Genomic DNA, 19,348 nt, shown 5'->3' with positions numbered 1-19,348 from the left:
CCTGAGGTTTACGTCACAATCCGTTCCCGCTGATCCGGTTCTGCCGATCCGCTCCCGCTGGTCCTTCGCGCGGAGCCGTTCCCGCCCTTTGCGCGGCCGTTTTTCCGGACCGTTTCCGTCGGACCGGTTCTAACGCCCGAGGCCGAGCTCGGCCGCCATCAGGTCGCCGGCCTGCTGCTCCAGCTGCTCGTCGGTCAGCCCGTCGTCGTCGGTGTCCGCGCCGTCCGGCACCGCGCCGATCGGGCTGTCCAGCCGCACGTGCGCGATGAGCGACTGCAGCGCCCGCAGCACCGCCGAGCAGGTCGTGCCCCAGTTGGACAGGTACGAGAACTGCCACCACCAGAGCGCCTCGCTGACCCGCCCCTCGCGGTAGTGGGTCAGACCGTGCTGGAGCTCGCTGACCACGCCGGCCAGGTCGTCCGAGATCCGGAACGCGTTCGGCTTCTCCGGCGGCCCGTACGGGTCGAAGACCTCGTGGTAGACGTCGATCGGCGCCAGCAGCACGGCCAGCCGCTCGCGCAGCTGCTCACCGTCCGGCTCCGGTCCGGTGTCGGGCTCGAAGCGGTCCTCCGGGACGACGTCCTCGATCGCGCCGAGCCGTCCGCCGGCCAGCAGGAGCTGCGAGACCTCCAGGAGCAGCAGGGAGACCGCGCTGCCGGGCTCGTCGCCCTTGGCAACCTCGGTGACGGCGAGCACGAAGCTCTCCACCGAGTCCGCGATCTGCACCGCGAAGTCGTCCGGCTCCGAGCCGTGCGCATGGGTGTGCGGGGCGTGCCGGTCCGCCTGCGGGCCGGCCTGGTGGGGCGTGTGGGGCTGCTGGTTGATCGTCCGGTCAGACATCGAGCAGTCGTCTCCCTTCGAAGGCGCGACCGAGGGTGACCTCGTCCGCGTACTCCAGATCCCCGCCGACGGGCAGTCCGCTCGCCAGCCGGGTCACCTTCAGGCCCATCGGCTTGCAGAGCCGGGCCAGGTAGGTGGCGGTCGCCTCCCCCTCCAGGTTGGGGTCGGTGGCCAGGATCAGCTCGGTGACCGTGCCGTCCGCGAGGCGCGACAGCAGCTCGCGGATCCGCAGGTCGTCCGGGCCTACGCCCTCGATCGGGCTGATCGCGCCGCCCAGGACGTGGTACCGGCCGCGGAACTCACGGGTGCGCTCGATCGCGACGACGTCCTTGGACTCCTCGACCACGCAGATCACCGCGAGGTCGCGGCGCGGATCCAGGCAGACCCGGCACTGCTCGGCCTCGGCGACATTGCCGCAGACCGCGCAGAAGCGGACCTTGTCCTTGACCTCCAGCAGCGCGTGCGCCAGCCGGCGGACGTCGGTCGGGTCGGCCTGCAGGATGTGGAAGGCGATCCGCTGTGCGCTCTTGGGCCCGACGCCGGGCAGCCTGCCCAGTTCGTCGATCAGGTCCTGAACCACGCCCTCGTACAACGTCGCGCCTTCCCTCGTGCGGCTGCAGGTGCTCCGGTGGTGCTCCGGTGCCATCATCCAACGAATCGGGCGTCGGACACACCGTCCGACGCCCGACTCCCACATAAATCACATGGGTCTGTTGCCCGAACTTCAGACCTTCACAGGCACCGGGGGCTGCGGTTGCGGGCCTCCGGGCCCGCCGGAGTGCCCCTGTGCCGGAGCTCGGACTGGCCCACGCGCGCCCCTGTGCCGGGGTCACCGGGGTTCCGTGCGCCCCTGTGCCCGGGGTTGCCCGGGTTGCCCGGGTTCAGAACGGCAGGCCGGGGATGCCGCCGCCCAGGCCCTGGGTCAGCGGGCCCATCCGCTCGGCCTGCATCTTCTGCGCCGCCTGGTTCGCGTCCCGGACGGCCGCCAGGACCAGGTCGGCCAGCGTCTCGGTGTCCTCCGGGTCGACCGCGGCCGGGGCGATGGTCAGCGCCACCAGCTCGCCGGCTCCGGTCACCGTGGCCTCGACCAGGCCGCCGCCCGCCGTACCGTTCACCTTCGTCTCGGCCAGCTCCTGCTGGGCCCGGGCGAGATCCTCCTGCATCTTCTGCGCCTGCTTGAGCAGCTGCTGCATGTTGGGCTGACCACCACCGGGGAACACGGCTCACTCCTTGCGTCTGTGTTCGTTCTGCGTACTGCGTCGCCGCGTACTGCGGTCCGCGTCCGCTGGGTCGCTCGCGCGTCGCAACGAGCCTACGTGCTGCCGGACGTACCCGTGCAGGGTCGGCGGGACCGTCCGAACGGGACCGGGTCGTGTCCGTCCGGTCCCGCTTCCGGACCGCCTATGCGCCGCCGTGCTGGATCTCCTCCAGCACCGTCGCGCCCAGCTCGCGGATGATCAGGTCCTGACCGGAGAACGCCTGCTCGTTGAGATCCGGATCGTCCTCCTCCGGGATGTCGTCCTCCGGCGCCACCATCGGCCCCGGCGGCGGGGCCACCGGCTGCTGCGGCCGGGCGGCGGCCTGGGCCGGCGGCTGCGCCTGGACGGGCGCGGGCGGCGCGGCCATCGGGGGCGCGGCGACGGGCGCGGCGGCCGGTACGGGCGCCGGCGCGGACTGCATCGCGGGCGCCGGCGCGGCCGGGCGGGCCGCCGGCGGGGCTCCCCAGCCACCGCCGCCACCGCCGGGGGCACCGCCGCCGAAGCCGCCGGTGCTGCCGCCGCCTCCACCGCCTCCACCGGGGCCGCCGACTCCCCCGGAGGGGTCGACGATGCACTCGATCCGCCAGTCCACGCCGAGCGCGTCGGTCAGCGCCTGGCGCAGCACGTCGTCGCTGTTGCTGCTGACGAAGCTGTCACGGGCGCCCGCGTTGATGAAGGACACCTGGAGCACGCTGCCGTCGAACCCGGCCACCTGGCCGTTCTGGCTGAGCAGGATCCAGGTGAAGCGGCGGCGGTTCTTCACCGCCTCCAGGATCTGCGGCCACAGCTGCCGGACCTGCCCGGCGCCCTGCTGCGCGGCCGCGGACGGCTGCCCGCCGGGGGCCGCGGCGGGGGCGGGCGCCTGAGCTGCGGGGGCCGGCGGGGGTACCGGGGCCGCCGGCTGCACGGGTGCGGCCGCGGGTGCGGCCGCCGCAGCAGCCGGTGCGCCGCCGCCCGCCGAGAAGCTGCGCGGGATCGGCCACGCGCCCGGCGCGGGGGCGGCCGGAGCAGGGGCGGGAGGGGCCGGGGCGGGCGCCGGGGCAGCCTGTACCGGCTGTGGCACGGGAGCGGCCTCCGCCGCCATCGGCGCCCCCGGGGCCGCCGCATCCTGCACGGGAGCGGCCTGCATCGGAGCGGCGTACACCGGTGCAGCCTGCATCGGGGCGACCTGCATCGGGGCAGCCTGCATCTGGGCGCCCGAGAAGCCGCCGGCCGAGGCCTGCCGCTCCAACTTGTCCAGCCGCGCCTGCAACGACAGCTCGTCGCTGTACGCGCCCGGCAGCATCACGCGGGCGCAGATCAGCTCCAGCTGCAACCGGGGCGCCGCGTTCCCGCGCATCTCGGTCAGCCCGGTGTTGACGAGGTCGGCGGCCCGGCTCAGCTCGGCCGCCCCGAAGGCGTCCGCCTGCGCCTGCATGATCGCGACCCGGTCCGCCGGGGCGTCGAGCAGCCCCTTCTCCCCCGCGTCCGGCACCGTCGCCAGGATCACCAGGTCGCGCAGCCGCTCCAGCAGGTCCGTCACGAACCGGCGCGGGTCGTGTCCGCCCTCGACCACCCGGTCGATCACCTGGAACACCGTCGCCCCGTCCTGCGCGGCGAAGGCGTCCACCACCTCGTCCAGCAGCGCCGAGTCGGTGTACCCGAGCAGTGAGGTGGCCATCTGGTACGTCACGCCGCCCTCGGTGGCGCCCGCGAGCAGCTGGTCCATCACCGACATCGAGTCACGCACGGAGCCGGCCCCGGACCGGACCACCAGCGGGAAGACGGAGTCCTCGACCTGGATCTGCTCCCGGCCGCACACCTCCGCCAGGTAGTCCCGCAGCGTGCCGGGCGGCACCAGCCGGAACGGGTAGTGGTGCGTCCGGGAGCGGATCGTCCCGATCACCTTCTCCGGCTCCGTGGTCGCGAAGATGAACTTCAGGTGCTCCGGAGGCTCCTCCACCACCTTCAGCAGCGCGTTGAAGCCGGCCGAGGTCACCATGTGCGCCTCGTCCAGGATGAAGATCTTGTACCTGCTGTGCACCGGCGCGAAGAACGCCCGCTCCCGCAGGTCACGCGCGTCGTCCACACCACCGTGCGAGGCGGCGTCGATCTCGATCACGTCGATCGACCCCGGCCCGCCCGTCGCCAGGTCCCGGCAGGACTGGCACTCACCGCACGGCGTTGGGGTCGGCCCCTGCTCGCAGTTCAGGCAGCGGGCCAGGATCCGCGCGCTCGTCGTCTTACCGCAGCCGCGCGGGCCGCTGAACAGGTAGGCGTGGTTGACCCTGTTGTTGCGCAGGGCCTGCTGGAGCGGAGCGGTCACGTGCTCCTGCCCGATGACCTCGGCGAAAGTCTCGGGGCGATAGCGGCGGTACAGGGCTAGGGACACACCCCCGACGATATCGGGACGGACCGACAAACGCGGCGCCCCTCGACCCGGCCGACCCGGCCCCGGGAACGCAAAGACCCCTCGTGCACCCGCCAGAGCCCTCTTACCCTTGCTGCCTTCCGGCCCTGGGGGGGTTCAGAGAGATAACGCCACACGAGGGGCTGACCACCACAGTACCGGATCCGCGGCCCCGACCTCCACCACCCACCCCCTCGACGATCCGCAGGCCCCACCCCTCACCCACCCCCGGGATACGTGGTCGCAAGCACCCCGGAACATGTACTAAGCTCTCCCACGGAGGATTCGCCTAGAGGCCTAGGGCGCACGCTTGGAAAGCGTGTTGGGAGCAATCCCTCACGAGTTCGAATCTCGTATCCTCCGCACCCGCCCGCCAGGGCAAACGAAAGGCCCCGACCGGGTTCCGGTCGGGGCCTTCGTCGTTCACAGTCTCATCTGCAGTCTCAACGCCCCGGTTCGGTAGCCTCCGGGCCGCCACCCTCCGGGCCCTCGGCCACCTGCCAGATGAGGCCGCCCACACGCTTGGCGACGTCCTTGAGGATGCCGCTCGTCACGTGCTGATAGCGCGCGGCCATTGCCGTGGACGACCACCCCATGATCTGCATGACCGCCCGCTCCGGGACGCCGAGGATCAGCAACACCGTGGCGGCGGTGTGCCGAGCATCGTGCAACCGGCCGTCCCGAACCTTGGCGTCGACGAGCAGCCGCTTCCATGTGTCGTAGTCGGTGCTCGGCACCAACGGCCACCCGAAGGGAGAGGTGAAGACGTATCCGCTGTCGTGCCACTCCTGCCCGGCCCGGCGGCGGTCGCGCTCCTGCTCCTCCCGGTGAAGCTCCAGCAGCCGGATCAGTTCGTCCGGCAACCCCATGACCCGGCGGCCGGCCTTCGACTTGGTGTTCGCGGTGTCCTCGTTCCTCCGCAGCCGCTGCTTGCAGTAGCCGGGCTTCCGGCCGCAGTCGCCCCCGCAGCCGTGCTTGTACTTCGGCCGGAGACGGTTCTTCCGCACCCGCAGAGTGCCCGTCTTGAGGTCGACGTCCATCCAGCGCAGACCCAACGTCTCCCCCTGCCGGAGCCCCAGCGCGAGGGCGATGGACCACCGGGTGCTGTTGGGCAGCTTGGTGGCCTCGGCAAGCAGCCGCTGCACCTCCTCGATGTCGTAGGGCTCCACCTCTTCCTCCTCGATCCGGGGCGGCACGGCGAGGGAGGCCACGTTCCGGGTCACGTGACCGCGGCGGAGGGCGTGGTTCAGGGCGGTGTGGACTGTGCGGTGGACCTGGTGGACCGTGCCGGCCTTGCTGCCCTTGGTGCGCATCTTCGTGTAGAAGCGCTCCAAGTGCTCCGGCTCCAGCTTGTCGAGCCGGTGTGCGCCGACCCCGGGGATCAGGTGCACCCGGACAGCCACCTCGTAGCCGCTGTAGGTGGTATCGCGGACGGAGGGCTTGGCGATCTCCTCAACCCAGTGCAGCAGCCACGCCTTCAGGGTCCAGGGCTTCCCGGGCTTGCGCACCTTTCCCGCGTCGCGCTGCTTCTCCAGCTCCCGCACCTTGCGGATGACTTCGGCCTCGCTGACCTTGCTCATCACGTGGCGGCGGTCAGGCTTGCCGTCGTCGCGGACTCCGACGGTGACACGGCCGTGCCAATAGCCGTCCGAGCCGAAGTAGATGGACGATGTCCCGTCAGGGCGCTTGGCGCGCTTGGTCACAGGCACTTCTCCTCAGGCGGCGATCGGGGTGGTGGTGTGCATCTGCATGCGGCGGCGGGTGAACTCGACAACGGCCTCAGCCGGCACCCGGCGGGCTCGGCCGATGGGGATGGTCTCGATCTCGCCGCCCTTGATCAGGGCGTACATGGTGGTGCGGCCGATGCTGAGTCGGCGGGCGGCCTCTTCGACGGTGAGAGCCACCAGGGTGGGGTCATGCTCGGGCTGGGCGTCGCCCGTGTCATCAGCCATGCGGAACCTCCTGCGAGGGACGGCGCTGAAGCCTGGAAGGCCCCAGGGGCCGACAGAACTGACAGAACCCCGCTACATGCGCCCTGACCTGCGGTTTCGCCCTTGATCACCGCTCTGACAGAACCGGTAAAAACCTCGACAGAACCTCGACGGAGGGGGTTTCGCGCGGCGGGGCGGGCTGCGTGGAAACCTGGGCGCGGGGGGTTCTGTCAGAGTTTTAAGTGGTTCTGTCAGAGCGGCGATCTTGAGCATTTCCGCAGGTCGGGCGGCATTTCGGGGAGTTGTGTCAGTTCTGTCGGCGCCCCGGGGGTTGTCGGCGAGTCAGGGCGTGGAGTGAGTCAGGTGGGGGTGGGCCTGGTAGCGGGGGGAGGGCGGGCGGCCGCCCTTGCCGGAGCGCGGCGGCGGGGCCTGCATCCGCACCCAGCCGTGTTCCTCCAACAGGTCCAGGGCGGGGTCGAGGTCGCCCATGGTGGGGAAGTCGGCGCGGGAGGCGGAGCGGAACAGGTCACGCTTGGTGAACCCGCCGGGGGCCGCGGGGTTGGTGCGCAGGTGGCCCAGGAGCAGGCGGGCGGCGTCGCGGGCGGGGTCGGCGCCCATGGCGTCGAAGACGTGCAGGGCGTGGATGGTGAAGTAGTCGCCCAGGCGGCAGGCGTCGGCCATGGTGGCGGCGTCGATAGGCAGGCGCCAGCCGTCGGTGGGGTGGGCGGCGAGGTGGAGCAGGGCGGCGATCCGGGCGACGGCGCCGTCACGCTTGCTGGCCCACTTCACGATCGGGGCCAGGGTTCCGCCCTTGCCGAGCCTGGATTCGGTGACCTTCTGGAAGGCGAGCAGGACGGCGTTGGCCTCGGGGGTGAGCTGGATGATCGCCGGGTCCGTCCAGTCGGCCAGTTCCGTGGTCAGCGCCACCAGATGCTGGCCGTAGGTGTTGACGACCTCATCCGAAATCGGGTCGGGTTCCACGTCGCGGGAGCCGACCAGGGAGACGGGGACGGAGTAGAGGTAGCGGGCGAGCAGCCCGCGCCCGTCCGCGCCCTTCACCTTGGCGATCGCCTCCAAAACTTCGGGCTGGATGGCCAGGCCCATGGTGACGGCCGGGCGCTCGACATGCTGGGAGGGGCGGCCCTGCCGGTTGACCCGGACCCGGTCCCCGGCATGGCCCTTGAGAAAGATGGTCATGTCCGGGGGACCGGAGTAGAGGCCCGCGATGATGTCGAACACCCCGCCCTCGGGGCTCATGATGGCGATCCGCCCGCCCTGCTCGGCCAGCAGCGTGGCCAGAGAGGCCTGCGTGGCGTCGTCGGCGATGAGCTGCGTCTCGGCCGGGACCGTGACGGCCTCAGCCTCCCGGGCGAGCGCTACGGCCTCGGCGGTGGCCTTGGCCCGGTCGTCCGGTTCGGCGTTCGCGGCCTTGGTGGCAGCGCGTTCGGCGGCGGCCTTCAGCAGCCGCTGCGTGGTCTCCGCCTCGGTCCGGCGGATCACACTCGCCGCGCACAGCTGCTTCTCCACCTCCATGAGCGGCCTGGTCATCAGGTCGAACACCGCGCTCTTGCGGTTGCCCGGGGGCAGGGCGACGGCGGTGTAGATGTTCACCGGCTCGTGCCACCGGCCCCGGATCCGGACGACCACGCGGCCGCCGGCCGAAGCGGCCAGGGCCGCCAGGGCCAGGCACCCGGCGAGGTCGGCCGGGGTCTGCGTCTCCTCGGCCACCGCCGAGACCATGTCGCCCAGCCAGCCGGGCAGGACATCGGTGGGGAAGGCGGGCAGAGTGCGGGACTCGCCGAGCTGGACCGGCGCGTCCCATGCATCCGGTCCGGCCTGGGGCTCGGCGTCGTCCTCCCAGCCGTCGCGGAACAGCGGGCTCACATTGTCGGGCGGTCCGTCAGGGCGGGGGGCGGGGACGGTCACGTGTGCTCCTTCGGGCGTGTGGTCGGGTGGTGAGGTGGCCCGCGCGGGGCCGGGGGCGTGTGGGCGGGACGGGGCCATGGGGAGGCCGGATAAGCGCTGTTCCGGTCCCCCATGGCGGCGGGCCCGTTCTCAGGCGGCGCGGGAGGCGGTGGCGGCGGCCAGGAACCCGCGCCGGATGGTGTACTCGCATTCGGCGGGCTTCAGGCCGGTGGCCAGTCCGGCGTCCAGCAGCGCGTCATGGGCCAGGGCCTCATCGAGGGCTCGGGTGTGGATGAGGCGTCCGACAGCAGCGCTGCTGGCCCACAGGCGGTTCTTGCGGCCGCCCTGGGTGGTGGCGCGGACCTTGTCGGCCTCGCGGGTTAAGACGGCCCGGGTGTAGGCGTCTTGGTGGTGGATCCGTTCCCGGAGCCGGTTCGAGTCCGGGGCGGCGGCCGGGACGGGTTTGGGGGCCAACGCGGTGAGCAACTCCAGTGGGGCGGGGGCGATGGTGCCCGGGTCGGTGCCGGGAACGAACCGGTAGCGGCCGGCGGCGCCGATGGAGCCGGGGCCGACGAGGTAGCCGCCGGAGCCGCGGACGTCCAAGCCGTGCGAGTGGTCGCGCTGCTTGCCCACGGAGTTGAGCACGCGGGTGCCGGGCGGGGTGGTCAGCCACAGGTGCCAACCCCCGCTCGGCGTGGCCACGGTGGCGGTAGCCGGGACCGCGAACGCGTGCGCGGCCTCCAACGCTCGAAGGTCGGCGACGCCGTCGAGACCGTCCTTCACATCGAGGTCGATGCCGATGAGGCGGTGCGGGGCCCGGCCGCAGGCGATGCCATAGCCGGTGGACCATGGGGCCCGCTCGAACATCCGCTGAACGACGGCGTGGTCGGTGGCGGCGTCGTGGACTCCGTGACCGAGACGCCCGCACTCGCCCCGGCACTGGCCTGCCTGCCGGGATGGGTGGGCGCGGGGAAGGGCCGGCTTCTTGTGGGCCGTGAGCGGGAACACCGCGAGACCCCGTTCAACAGCATGGCGGGCGGCGCCGAGGGCGCTCTCCCAATCAGGCATGGGCTGCTCCTTGCCGAGTATCGGAGCGAAGTCGGGGAATAGCGTGTCGGCCCCGGACGGGACCGGGGCCGACACGGTCAGGGGCGGGTGGTGCTGCTCGTCCCACGACAGGGTGGGGCGACCGCACCAACGACACGGCCGGACTCCGGCCCGCGCGCCTTCCGGGGCTGTGGGCGGGGGCTGCAGTCGGGGTGTGGGGTCAGCTCCGGGGGAGGCCGCGGCGGCGCTCCCACTCCCGGATGCAGCTCTGGACGATGCTCTGCGTGACGGGGTCGGTGTCGTCCTGGTGCCGCTCGATCGCGGTGGCCAGCTCGGTGTCGGTGTACTCGGGGACGGGCTTGTCGGGCCAGCGCTGCTCGGTCATGGCGGGCGCCTTTCGTGTGGGTGGATCAGGCGGCGGGGGTGTGGCTGACGATGATCGTTCGGGCGGGGTTGTCGGGGTCGGAGCGCATGACGAACCCCTCTCGGGTGGACCACTCCTGGGCGTTGTTGTGGTTGTTGTTGTTGCTCTGACCTGCAACAACACCGGACTCAGGGGAGGGATCGGAGGGGGAGGGGAGCGGGGGCACGTCGTCGTGGTGGATGCCGGGCACGCTGATGCCGCCCACCTTCACCCCGTCGCGGACCCTCACGCGGGCCTCCCGCAGGAGTGCCTTGGTGGCCTTCCCGGAGCGGTCCCAGAGGGGGTGGGCGGCGGCCAGGTGGGCGGTCACGGCGGTGAGGGCGACGTGGGTGCCGGCGGCGCCGAGGAGGGCCACCGTGTGGCGGGCGTCAGCGGGGGTCGGGTCGGCGGTCACGGTGGGTGTCTGGGCGGGCTCTTGACCGGGGGTCGGAAGCGGGTCCTCCTGGGCGCCGTCCTGGTCGGTCTGCGGCCCCTGCTCGGCGTCGTCGGCGGTGTCCTTGCCGGGGGAGGGGGCGTGGATGAGCGCGGCGATCCACCACGCGCCGATCAGGAGGCCGATGCCGGGCTCGATCAGGGGTCGGGCGAGGGACCAGATGAGCGGGCCGCCGACGATCAGCAGCAGGGCGCCCGCGCCGGCGGTGTCGCCGAGCTTGCCGCGGGCGGCCTTGCGGGCGGTCTTGGCCTGCTCCAGCTCGAACTGGCGGGCCGCCACCTGCGCGGCCTCCCGGGCCTGGAGCATGGCAGCACGCTTGGCGGGGTCGGTTTCCGCGGCGGCCTTCGCTGCCCAGGCGGTCTCGGCGTCGATGAGGGCCTGGGCGGCGAGTTCGTTCTGCTTGGTCTTGAGTGCGGCGGCTTCGGCGCGGCGCTCGCGCTGGGGGGCGGTCAGCTTGCGGATGAGGACGGGCGTGCCTGCGGCGAGGCCGGTGACCGGGTACAGGATGGTGGAGATGACCGTGTCGGTGGGGAAGATGTTCTCCATCGCCGTCAGCCGATGAACGAGGTGATCAGGCCGCTGAGGATGCTGGCCGGGAGGGCCCAGAGGCCGCCGGCAGCGGCGAACAGGGACGGGGCGACGGCGCCGCACAGCGCGTCCTTCCACGGCTTCGGCTTGAGCCCGAACACGGCGATCGTCAGGACGGCCGCGGTGGCGCCGGTCTGCCACTCCCCCAGGGCGGCGTTCCCCTGGAAAGAGCTGCTCAGCTGCTGGCCGATGCCCGCCAGCTGCTGGAACGCGGTGCCCGCGTTGGCCGACAGCAGACCGATCCCGAACGCCCAGTAGGGGACGTGCTCGTCCGCGACGTTGATCTTGTTCTTGCCGCGGACGCCGACGTAGAGGTACATGGTGGTGACGGTGGCGGCGCCGCCGGTGCCGAGTGCGATGAGGCTGCTCATGGTGTGTCTCCTTGGCCGAGAGTTAGAGGGAGAGGGCGGCGAGAACGTGGTCGAGGCCGGCGGCGACGGCCAGGCCGGAGGCGACCGGGATGCGCACGAGGACCAGCAGCACGAGCGGTCCGGGCCGGGTCACCTCGCTGACGCGTTGGCGGCCCCGGTCGCGGATGTGGAGGTCGAGGGCCCAGCCGCCGGCGGCCAGCAGCAGGCCGACGTAGGGGCCGCCGGGGGCGATCAGCGTTACGAGGCCGGTCGAGCAGCCGCCGATCGCGCTGATCGCGGTGAGCACGCACCAGCGCCGGAAGCGGCGGGTGCGGTCGGAGGGACCGGCGGTGCGGGCGGCGCGGCGGCGCTCGCGCCGGGCCCGGGTCGAGGCCGTGCGCTTGTCGGCGAGCCGCTGCTGGCGGTGCCGGCGGGTGCGCTGTTCCGGGGTTTCCCCGGCCGCGGCCCGCTCGGCGTCCTCCCGGGCCCGCGCCCGCCGCTTGTCGAGCTCCCGCTCGGCGTCCAGGCGGGCGGCCCGCTCGTCGGGCGTCTCGCCGATCCGCTCGGCGAGCAGGTCGACCATGCCGACGAGGTCGTCGCGGCGGTGGCTGGGGGTGAGGACGTTCTCGACGCGGTGGCGTTCGGCGCGCTGGGCGGCGCTCTCCCCCGCGGCGGCGAACTGGGCGTCGCGCACGGCTCGCTGGGCGTCGCGCACGGCCTCGTACTGCACCTGCTCGCGGGCCGAGCGCTGGGCCTCGGTCTCGGTCATGAGCTGGGTGACCTGCTGGCCGATCTGCTCGGCGATGTGCGGGACCTGCTCGGCCAGGATCCGGCCGACGGGGGCCCAGAACGCCTGCGCGGCGGCCTCCATCGAGGCCGGGGCGGCCGGGCCGCCGGCGGCGATCGGGACGGGGGTGTGCACGGTGGCACCCGGGGCCGGGGCGGGGATGCGCGGGCCGTCCTTGCGCCACCACTCGGCCACGGGCTCGGAGGCGGGGGTGGGCATGCCGGCGGTGGGCGGGTAGCCGGGGGGCGGGGGCGGAGTGGTCACCGGTTCCACCCCTCGGCGCGGATGAGGAGGCGGATGCAGTACCAGGCCAGCCCCGCGTCCCCGAGGACCAGGGCCAGGCAGATGAGCGTGCCGATCACGGCGTATCTCCAAGTCGGGTGGGGGCCCCGGCCGGTGGTGGCCGGGGCACCCCGGGGCGGTCAGGAGGAGGCGGGGTGGCCGAGCTGGTCGCGGCTGTGGCCGGTGCGCGGGGCGTGCACCGTGCTGCCGTTGGCGCGGGCCTCGTCGTAGTCGGCGCCGGTCCAGGTGCGGCCGTCGGCGGCGACGTGGTCCGGGGTCTCGGTACGCGTCGACGGCTTGGCCTCGGAGCGGGAGCGACCGAACATCAGGGGTTCTCCTTCGGTTCAGCGGTTGGCGACGGGCTTGTCGAGGTCGCGGTGGGTGAGGTGCACGGGGGTACCGGTCTTGGCGAGGCGCCGGGCTAGGGCCATGGCGACGGCGGCGGCGCGGTGGCGGCCGCCCGCGCAGCCGACCGCGACGGTCAGCGGCGCCTCGGACGGACCGGCGTCGAACGCGTCGACCAGCAGCGCGGCCGAGGTGATCAGCTCCCGGATGCCCGGGGTGGCCATGACGGCGACGCGGACCGGCAGGTCGGCCGCGGTCTGGTGCCGGAGGGCAGGGTCGACGTGCGGGTCGCGGAAGTGGCGGCGCAGATCGAGGGTGAGGGTGGCGTCCGCGGGCGGGGCGCCGTGAAGGTAGCCGAAGCTCACGACGCGGATTTCGGTCACGGACATGACATGAGCCTCCTGTTGCTGGTGGCAGCGGGGCGGTTCAGGGGTGGTTTCAGGCGGCCATCGGGGCGCTGTCGGCGCACGGCAGGCAGGTGCCGAGGTGCGCGGGGAGCACGTAACCCGCGTCGTGCCCGCAGGCCGGGCAGGTCCGGCGGGCGGCGTTGGCCTTGGCGAGGGCCGCGGCCCTCGCGGGGGTCATCGGCCTCACGGGCTTGGCGAGGGTCAGGCGGTAGAGGTAGGCGGCCCGCATGCCAGACGTGCTGCGGCGGGAGCGCCAGAGGACCTGCGCGGCGACCGGCTGGCCGCCGGGGCGAAGGCCCCGGGCGCGCAGCTGCCGCTTGGTGAGGTAGCCGGTCGGGGCCATCCGCCACGGGTAGGTGGGGTGCCGCCGTGCCGGTCGCCGGTCGGGTCCCAGAAGCGTGGGCGTCCCATGGCGCTACTCGCCGGTGCCGTCGGTGTCGGGCAGGTTGTAGAAGCCGTTGACCTCAACGGGGACGCCGTGGCGGGTGCCGTGTGCGGTCAGCCAGTGGGTGGTGTCGCACTCGCCGGTGTCGGTGGTGGCGGGGTCCAGGCCCAGGGCTTCGCGCCACTGCTCGAACGCGTCGAGGCCGCGGTGCAGCGACAGCGTCACGCCCCACGCACCCCACGGGATGTCGGTGCCGGGCCGGAAGAACTGCTTCAGTCCAGCGGTGGGGGTGGGCAGGTCGGCGTGGGCGCTGAGGATGGCCAGCAGGGCGCCGGCCGCGCTGAGCTGGCCGGTCACGGTGGTGGCGTTCTCGGTGGTGGTCACGATGCCTTCTCCTCGACGTTGCTCGGGGTGCCGGTGGCGGGCACGGCGTGCAGGGCGGGCCGCTCGGCTTGGGCGGTGCGCAGTTCCTGGTAGCGGGCTGCGATCCACCCGGCGGACCAGCCGGTCAGCTCAGCGGCCGAGCGCTGGGGCAGGCCGGCCGCGAACGCGCCCTTGGCGATCTCGCGGGCGCGTTCCTCCGGGAGCCGCTCGGCGGCCGGGGCGGCGGACAGCAACTCCTCGCGGGCGCGGTCGGCGGCCTCCCGCTCACGCTGCTCACGGGTCTGGGCGGCTTCGCGCTCACGGCGCTCACGCTCGCTCACCGCGTGCTCACGGCGTTCGCGCTCGACCCGGTCGGCGGCCTCCCGTTGGGCCCGTTCGGCCCGTTCCTCGCGCACCATCCTGGCCTCGTGCTCACGCTGATCGCGGGCCATGCGCTCCTCGTGCTCACGGCGCTCACGCTCGCGCCGCTCGGCCGCGGCGAACTCGGCCAGCCGGTCCTCGCGGGCCTGGCGGCGCTTGTCCTCGGCGAGGCGTTCGCGTCCCTCCCGCTCGGCGCGCTCAGCGGCTTCACGGGCGGCCAGCGCCGCGGCGATCGCCCGCCGGTAGGCCAGTGAGGCTTCGGCGGTGACGATCAGCAGCAGGGGCGCCACCGCGTGCACCGCCACGCCGACCGGGTCGCGGTCCAGGGCCGACTGACCGGTGTTGAGCAGCACGGTCATGAGGCCGGTCATCCAGCGCAGCACCACCGGCCAGCGCCCGCCGTCCCCGCCAAGGCGTACAAGCGTGCTGTCGAGGCGGACCACGATCACCACGGCCGCGTCCACGACCAGCGGCAGGATCGGCGCCGTCCACTCCCAGCCCGCCGGGCTGTGTCCGGACATCAGCGGGGTCACCGTGAGCACGCTGTAGAGGACAGCGCCGAACGTGATCGTCCACGTCCCGACGCTCAGCGCCTGCTCGGCGGAGCGGATCTGTGCGGGACTCACCGGGGCCCTCACCACGACCACCGCCCCCGCCGGGATGAGCGGGTGGTGAGCGCGGACAGGGCGCCCGTGAGCGCCGTGAGCGCGACGGTGCGCATCGCCAGCCAGGCCAGGACATCCATCCGGCCGGCGGCCCGCTTCACGCCGCCACCCGGTCGACGCTCGCCGTGCGGCGGATCACGGCCGGGCGCCGCAGCGGCACCGGCGCCATCCTCAGCAGCGCGGCGGCGTAGGCGGCCAGCTCCGGGTCCTCCCGACGCAGGTCCGCCAGCACCGCGCCCGCCGCGTCCAGCCGGGCCGCACGCTCCAACTCGCTCTCACCGGGCACCCCGGCGAACAGCTCCTCGTCCACGCCGAGCGCCAACTCGGCGAACTCGGCCCCGCCCAGGGGCATCTGGCCTGCAACAATCGACCTCACGGGTCTACCTCTTCTCAGTTGGGGGCGTGGACCCGAGGGCCGCCGCGCGTTCCTTGGCCGGAGCGCGGCGGCCCGACTTCGTTCGGGTCCGAGCCACTCGTCATGTCACGAGCAGCCATGGCCCCCGACCCGGCCGACGAGCGGACGGATCGGGGACCAAAGACACTCGAAACGCTGCGGACGTCACCCGGTCCGCACGGGGACGGGGACGAGCCCCGTCGTGAAGCACTCTGTGGAGTTTTCAAAGGTCGAGCGCTGCCTTCGGGGGGCTGTCACCCCACCCCTCCGGGCTTTTGACGTGCAGGAATAACGAGGCTCGGGAGAGCTTTGTTCTCTCTGCCTCAGAGCCCACTGTGAGGCAGAGAGGCAGAGTTGGCAAGTCCATCGGCTGGGCAACATGCGGAAGCATTGGTTCCGGCCGGGCATTGCGGCACTATGAGGCAGAGACGCAGAGGGATGTGGAGTGTTGATGGTCGAATGGACCGGAGAGAGGCCCGCCTACCGGCAGGTGGCGGACGACCTTTGCGCGCGGATCGCGACTGGCGAGTTCGCTGCCGACGGGAAGATCCCGTCGCTGGCCAAACTTCAGGAGCGCTACGAGGTGACTCCGACGGTGGCGCGCGCTGCCGTCGCCCACCTCCGCGAGGCGGGCCTCGTGAGGAGCCACCAGGGCAAGGCTGCGTTCCTTACTCCCGATGCCGCCGCCAGGGCGGCCGAGGCCTCGCCGGCAGCGGAGGCCGGGCAGTTGCGCCAGGAGCTGGCAGCGGTCCGCGGCGAACTCCAGGAGCTGAAGGCTCGGGTCGCGGAGCTCGAGGCCCGGTGACGCGAGAGCGGGGGAGTCAGGGGATCGCAGTCTCGCTGCGGTCCCCTGACTGCATATTGGGGCGGGTGGACTTTCATTGATCCCTCCTGGGGGCGGAATGAGTCCAGTTCACACCCGCCAGCACGGAATCTGTATCACGGAACCTTACCTGTCTCTGGTTGCAGATTCTTATACGCCTGCTATCACGACTGCTATCACGATTTTCGGGTGACTCAACGAGCCGCTACACTCGCGGCACGAGCAGTTTCCTAGGAGGGGAATATGGCTCGGCAACGCTCAGAATGGAATCCGGCGATCCTCAAGCAGGTCAGAGAATCCCACAACCTGACGCTTGAGGAAGTCGGCGAGAAGCTGCGAGAAATCGGCGAGCGGCACAATCTCAGCCTTGCCGCAAATTTTCAGACCGTCTGGTCACACGAGAGTGGGGGTTCATGCCCTCGCCCCAACTATCGCCGAGCGTACTGCATTCTCTACCGCCTGAACGAGGCGGAACTGGGCTTTCGCCGGGCTCTCCCCGGAGAGGTCACCACGGTGCCCAACCAGCGTGCAGCAGAGACCACCCTGGACCTGACCGAGGCCGTCCGCGAAGCTCTCGGTAGCATCCGTGAGGGCGCGGGCGGCGTTGACGCCGAAGCCTTCCGGAACCGTTTGGTCGATGAGTGGAAGCGCCGAGCAGACGGAGAGGGAACAGGTCCGTTCATCCTGTTGATCGGCGGGTACGCAGGGTCCGGCAAGAGCGAGTTCGCCAAATTCATCGGCCGCCTCACTGGATGGCCGATCCTCGACAAGGACTCACTGACCCGCCCGCTGGTGGACCAGCTACTAGTGGCACTCGGTGGCGAGGCTAACGATCGGAGCTCCGCCCTCTACCGCGAGAAGATCCGGCCGCTGGAATACCGCTGCCTCATGGAGGCCGCATGGGACAACGTCGATTGCGGCACGTCCGTAATCCTTGACGCACCTTTCCTACTAGAGTTCTCGCAGCCGGATTGGATGCAACGATTCCACAATCGGTGCAGGGCGAAGCGTTCCACGGGCGTATCGATCTGGGTGGAATGCGACCCGGAGTCAATGCGGGAGTACATCGAATTCCGTGGCGCCGCCCGCGACATGTGGAAGATGGAGGCTTGGACGGAGTACCTGGCCACCGTCGACCTGGCGATGCGCCCGCAAGGCCCGCATTTCGTCGTGGACAACCGCCTGGGTGCGGCCATCGCCGCCGCCGACCAGGCCCGCGATGTGCTGAGCGGCGGTGGACTGTGACCGCCAGGGGCCTCATCCTTTATGGCCCGCCAGCCGCCGGAAAGGACACGGTGACCAGGGCTCTCCAAGAGGTCAGCGCGGAATACATGCTGTACTCCCGGTTGAAGGTCGGATCGGGGAAGTCCGCGGGCTACCGGATGGGCACTGCCGAGCAGCTTGCCGAACTGGAGAAGTCCGGCGACGTCGTGTACCAGAACAGCCGGTACGACAACACCTACGTTATCGATCGCCCCGGACTGGGCGGCGCGTTCAACGCCGGCGTTCCGATCGTGCATCTGGGGCAGATCGAGGGCATCGACGCCCTGGTGACGGGCTACACGGCGGACTGGTCAGCCGTGCTGCTCTGGTGCTCGCGCGAGGTGGCCGAGGCCCGTTCCGCCGGCCGCGGCGACAGCGACACCGAGGCCCGGCTAACCGCGTGGGATGCCACGCAGGCCGACATCGATGCGCACCCGGGGCAGGCCTGGGACCTGTCGCTGGACACCACCAGCGTTGGACCGGTGGAGGCTGCTCGGCACATCCACGCTCTGCTCTCACGCGGCGGTGAAGGCGGTCGGCCGCAGTAGATGACTCCGGCCGCTACGGACGGGCCAGACGGTCAAGGGCCTCGTCGGGCGTCAGCCCGACGAGGTCTTTGCTGTCCTCCCATCGGGCCAGGGTCTGGGCTGCTGCACGCAGCAGCTCGTCAGGGAGGCCAGCGGCGGACAACATGTCGGCGGCCTCTTCCATCTCCGGACCCCAGCGCCACGCCCGCGCCGCAGTCTTCGCGATGTATCCCGTCTCCACCAGGTAGCTGCCCTGCCGCTTGCCGGCCACGTCGAGCAACGCCTCGTCCACGCCGTGCGCCCGCGCCGCGCCGAACGCCACGGCTGCCAGCACGCGGGACGCCTTCTGGTAGGAGCTGTACGCCAACTTCAGGGCCGACGCCTGGCCAACGGCACTACCCAGCACGGGAGTCTCCACCAGGCTTCCGGCGAACAGGCCTTCCAGCAACGAGACGGCGTCAGCTGGCCCGGAGAGGTAAAGCCGGGTCCGCTTGCCACCGACCGGCGGTGAACCGATCACGGCGCCGTCGACCACCGCTCGGGCGCATCCGTCCAACACCGCGGCGATGCGCTGCGTCCGTTCGGGGTTGATCGCGTTGGCTTCCACATAGACTCCCGCGTATCGCCGGTCGGCGACAGCGCGGGCCAAGTCCTCGGCGGCAGCCGGCGGGCAGAGGCTAAGGACGATGTGAGCGTGCTCCAGCAGCTCATCCAATCCGGCAACCGGTTCCAGCCCGGCCCGCTCGGCCCGTGCCTTGGTGGCCGGACTACGGCCCGCTGGACACCACAGCACCCGCGCCGCGTTCGGTCGGGCGCAGGCGGCCACTGCGGCGCCCATGCTCCCGGGGTGGAGGATGCCGACGGTCGGCTTGATGGTCATCGTGAAGTCTCCGAAAGTCCAAGCAGGAAGTCTGCGGCATCGACGGCGGTCTCGGCGATGTGGTCGGGAGCCAAGCCCGGGCTGCTCCAGTCGCTCCCAGCCGAGATCCAGACGGTCCGCAGGCCAGCCGCACCGGCCCCGACGATGTCTGTCACGGGGTTGTCGCCGACCATCCAAACGTCGCCCGGCAGCTCTCCCCCGCACCGCGCAACCGCCACCTGAAACGCCTTCGGCTCAGGCTTCCGGGCCCCAACCTCCTCCGAGATGCAGACCGCGTCCACGCGGTCGAGGATGCCTGTAGCGGTGAGCTTGGCCCGCTGGATGTCGGCCGCACCATTGGTCAACACGCCCACCGACCAGCCAGCAGCCCGCAGCCGATCGAGTCGAGACAACATCGCAGGATCGCAGACCACCCGCGCGGCTAGCCCAGCCACGTAGCTGTCCCACAGCTCCAAAGCAGACTCCGCTAGGCCGAGGATGCTGCGAAGGCCCTCGAACGTCTCCGGCGTCGCGCGCTCCCGAAGTGCCTCGGACACCGCCTGAAGAGCCTCTACCGACAGCCCCCGGGCCGCGCTGAAGTCGGTGGCCCAATCCGTCACGGCACCGTTCCGGTTGACCAGCGTGTTGTCGAGGTCCATGAGAACGAGCCTGCCCATGACGGTGACCCTACCCGCGCTCGG

At 71.8% G+C, this 19,348-nt stretch carries 24 protein-coding genes, 1 tRNA gene and 1 other RNA gene; 4 read left to right on the top strand and 22 right to left on the bottom strand.

Annotation, left to right across the window (positions count from 1 at the left end; genetic code table 11):
* Nucleotides 1-129 precede the first annotated feature (129 nt).
* The 5 genes from ACGFZP_RS10650 to ffs form a co-directional block, all read right to left on the bottom strand.
* Entirely contained in the window at nt 130-840 is a 711-nt protein-coding gene (locus ACGFZP_RS10650; RefSeq protein WP_392930762.1) for a DUF5063 domain-containing protein, read from the bottom strand.
* Nucleotides 833-1,432 (bottom strand): recombination mediator RecR, encoded by a 600-nt coding sequence (recR, locus tag ACGFZP_RS10645; protein ID WP_387949893.1) that lies wholly within the window; start codon nt 1,430-1,432, stop codon nt 833-835. The genes ACGFZP_RS10650 and recR overlap by 8 nt, the downstream gene beginning before the upstream one ends.
* Nucleotides 1,433-1,721: 289 nt before the next feature.
* Nucleotides 1,722-2,060, bottom strand: coding sequence for a YbaB/EbfC family nucleoid-associated protein (locus ACGFZP_RS10640; RefSeq protein WP_392930759.1), 339 nt, complete (start codon nt 2,058-2,060; stop codon nt 1,722-1,724).
* 181 nt (nt 2,061-2,241) lie between these two features.
* Complete coding sequence (locus tag ACGFZP_RS10635; protein WP_392930757.1) at nt 2,242-4,470, bottom strand: DNA polymerase III subunit gamma and tau; 2,229 nt, start codon at nt 4,468-4,470, stop codon at nt 2,242-2,244.
* Nucleotides 4,471-4,539: 69 nt separating this feature from the next.
* Nucleotides 4,540-4,636, bottom strand: an RNA gene (ffs, locus tag ACGFZP_RS10630) — signal recognition particle sRNA small type.
* Nucleotides 4,637-4,766: 130 nt separating this feature from the next.
* On the opposite strand from ffs, the gene ACGFZP_RS10625 reads away from it, so the two are divergent.
* Nucleotides 4,767-4,851, top strand: a tRNA-Ser gene (locus ACGFZP_RS10625).
* 80 nt (nt 4,852-4,931) lie between these two features.
* Here the strand turns inward: ACGFZP_RS10625 and ACGFZP_RS10620 are convergent.
* The 15 genes from ACGFZP_RS10620 to ACGFZP_RS10550 all read right to left on the bottom strand — a co-directional run bounded on the left by ACGFZP_RS10620 (nt 4,932) and on the right by ACGFZP_RS10550 (nt 15,157).
* Nucleotides 4,932-6,191, bottom strand: a complete 1,260-nt coding sequence (locus ACGFZP_RS10620) for a tyrosine-type recombinase/integrase (RefSeq protein ID WP_392930756.1) — start codon at nt 6,189-6,191, stop codon at nt 4,932-4,934.
* Nucleotides 6,192-6,203: 12 nt separating this feature from the next.
* Nucleotides 6,204-6,440, bottom strand: coding sequence for a helix-turn-helix domain-containing protein (locus tag ACGFZP_RS10615; protein WP_392930755.1), 237 nt, complete (start codon nt 6,438-6,440; stop codon nt 6,204-6,206).
* Nucleotides 6,441-6,761: 321 nt separating this feature from the next.
* Nucleotides 6,762-8,294 carry a YfjI family protein gene (locus tag ACGFZP_RS10610; protein ID WP_392931033.1) on the bottom strand — a complete coding sequence of 511 codons (1,533 nt, stop codon included), beginning with the start codon at nt 8,292-8,294 and terminating at the stop codon, nt 6,762-6,764.
* A 180-nt stretch (nt 8,295-8,474) separates the two neighbouring features.
* Complete coding sequence (locus ACGFZP_RS10605) at nt 8,475-9,392, bottom strand: bifunctional DNA primase/polymerase (protein WP_392930753.1); 918 nt, start codon at nt 9,390-9,392, stop codon at nt 8,475-8,477.
* A gap of 199 nt (nt 9,393-9,591) precedes the next feature.
* Nucleotides 9,592-9,756, bottom strand: a complete 165-nt coding sequence (locus ACGFZP_RS10600) for a hypothetical protein (RefSeq protein WP_392930751.1) — start codon at nt 9,754-9,756, stop codon at nt 9,592-9,594.
* A 25-nt stretch (nt 9,757-9,781) separates the two neighbouring features.
* The gene (locus ACGFZP_RS10595; RefSeq protein WP_392930749.1) at nt 9,782-10,774 is read right to left on the bottom strand and encodes a hypothetical protein; all 993 of its coding nucleotides are present in this window, start codon (nt 10,772-10,774) and stop codon (nt 9,782-9,784) included.
* Nucleotides 10,775-10,779: 5 nt separating this feature from the next.
* A complete protein-coding gene (locus ACGFZP_RS10590; protein WP_030393886.1) occupies nt 10,780-11,187 on the bottom strand; it encodes a hypothetical protein in 408 nt (135 codons plus the stop codon).
* A 22-nt stretch (nt 11,188-11,209) separates the two neighbouring features.
* A complete protein-coding gene (locus ACGFZP_RS10585) occupies nt 11,210-12,217 on the bottom strand; it encodes a hypothetical protein (protein ID WP_392930746.1) in 1,008 nt (335 codons plus the stop codon).
* 158 nt (nt 12,218-12,375) lie between these two features.
* Nucleotides 12,376-12,561 (bottom strand): hypothetical protein, encoded by a 186-nt coding sequence (locus ACGFZP_RS10580; protein WP_392930744.1) that lies wholly within the window; start codon nt 12,559-12,561, stop codon nt 12,376-12,378.
* An 18-nt stretch (nt 12,562-12,579) separates the two neighbouring features.
* Nucleotides 12,580-12,969: an ATPase gene (locus ACGFZP_RS10575; RefSeq protein WP_392930742.1), complete on the bottom strand. Its 390-nt coding sequence runs from the start codon at nt 12,967-12,969 to the stop codon at nt 12,580-12,582.
* Nucleotides 12,970-13,018: 49 nt separating this feature from the next.
* Nucleotides 13,019-13,330 (bottom strand): RRQRL motif-containing zinc-binding protein, encoded by a 312-nt coding sequence (locus ACGFZP_RS10570; protein ID WP_392930740.1) that lies wholly within the window; start codon nt 13,328-13,330, stop codon nt 13,019-13,021.
* 72 nt (nt 13,331-13,402) lie between these two features.
* Nucleotides 13,403-13,756: a hypothetical protein gene (locus tag ACGFZP_RS10565; protein WP_392930738.1), complete on the bottom strand. Its 354-nt coding sequence runs from the start codon at nt 13,754-13,756 to the stop codon at nt 13,403-13,405.
* Nucleotides 13,753-14,742 (bottom strand): DUF2637 domain-containing protein, encoded by a 990-nt coding sequence (locus ACGFZP_RS10560; RefSeq protein WP_392930736.1) that lies wholly within the window; start codon nt 14,740-14,742, stop codon nt 13,753-13,755. The genes ACGFZP_RS10565 and ACGFZP_RS10560 overlap by 4 nt, the downstream gene beginning before the upstream one ends.
* A gap of 8 nt (nt 14,743-14,750) precedes the next feature.
* The gene (locus ACGFZP_RS10555; protein ID WP_392930734.1) at nt 14,751-14,882 is read right to left on the bottom strand and encodes a hypothetical protein; all 132 of its coding nucleotides are present in this window, start codon (nt 14,880-14,882) and stop codon (nt 14,751-14,753) included.
* Nucleotides 14,879-15,157 carry a hypothetical protein gene (locus ACGFZP_RS10550; RefSeq protein WP_392930732.1) on the bottom strand — a complete coding sequence of 93 codons (279 nt, stop codon included), beginning with the start codon at nt 15,155-15,157 and terminating at the stop codon, nt 14,879-14,881. The genes ACGFZP_RS10555 and ACGFZP_RS10550 overlap by 4 nt, the downstream gene beginning before the upstream one ends.
* 469 nt (nt 15,158-15,626) lie before the next feature.
* Here ACGFZP_RS10550 and ACGFZP_RS10545 point away from each other — a divergent pair, with 469 nt between their 5' ends.
* From ACGFZP_RS10545 to ACGFZP_RS10535, 3 genes are all read left to right on the top strand, one after another.
* Nucleotides 15,627-15,980, top strand: a complete 354-nt coding sequence (locus ACGFZP_RS10545; RefSeq protein ID WP_392930730.1) for a winged helix-turn-helix domain-containing protein — start codon at nt 15,627-15,629, stop codon at nt 15,978-15,980.
* A gap of 261 nt (nt 15,981-16,241) precedes the next feature.
* A complete protein-coding gene (locus tag ACGFZP_RS10540) occupies nt 16,242-17,243 on the top strand; it encodes an AAA family ATPase (protein WP_392930728.1) in 1,002 nt (333 codons plus the stop codon).
* A gap of 50 nt (nt 17,244-17,293) precedes the next feature.
* Nucleotides 17,294-17,809: a guanylate kinase gene (locus tag ACGFZP_RS10535; protein ID WP_392930726.1), complete on the top strand. Its 516-nt coding sequence runs from the start codon at nt 17,294-17,296 to the stop codon at nt 17,807-17,809.
* A gap of 13 nt (nt 17,810-17,822) precedes the next feature.
* On the opposite strand, the gene ACGFZP_RS10530 is transcribed toward ACGFZP_RS10535, so the two are convergent.
* Both ACGFZP_RS10530 and ACGFZP_RS10525 read right to left on the bottom strand, forming a co-directional pair.
* Entirely contained in the window at nt 17,823-18,668 is an 846-nt protein-coding gene (locus ACGFZP_RS10530; protein WP_392930725.1) for a DUF1932 domain-containing protein, read from the bottom strand.
* Nucleotides 18,665-19,324 carry an HAD family hydrolase gene (locus tag ACGFZP_RS10525; RefSeq protein ID WP_392930723.1) on the bottom strand — a complete coding sequence of 220 codons (660 nt, stop codon included), beginning with the start codon at nt 19,322-19,324 and terminating at the stop codon, nt 18,665-18,667. Before ACGFZP_RS10525 ends, ACGFZP_RS10530 begins: the two co-directional genes overlap by 4 nt.
* Nucleotides 19,325-19,348 lie beyond the last annotated feature (24 nt).

The sequence above is a fragment of the Kitasatospora sp. NPDC048239 genome (assembly GCF_043202015.1).
Taxonomy (GTDB): Bacteria; Actinomycetota; Actinomycetes; order Streptomycetales; family Streptomycetaceae; genus Kitasatospora.
Note: the sequence above shows the minus strand (reverse complement) of the source record. Positions and strands in the feature narration are given on the sequence as shown.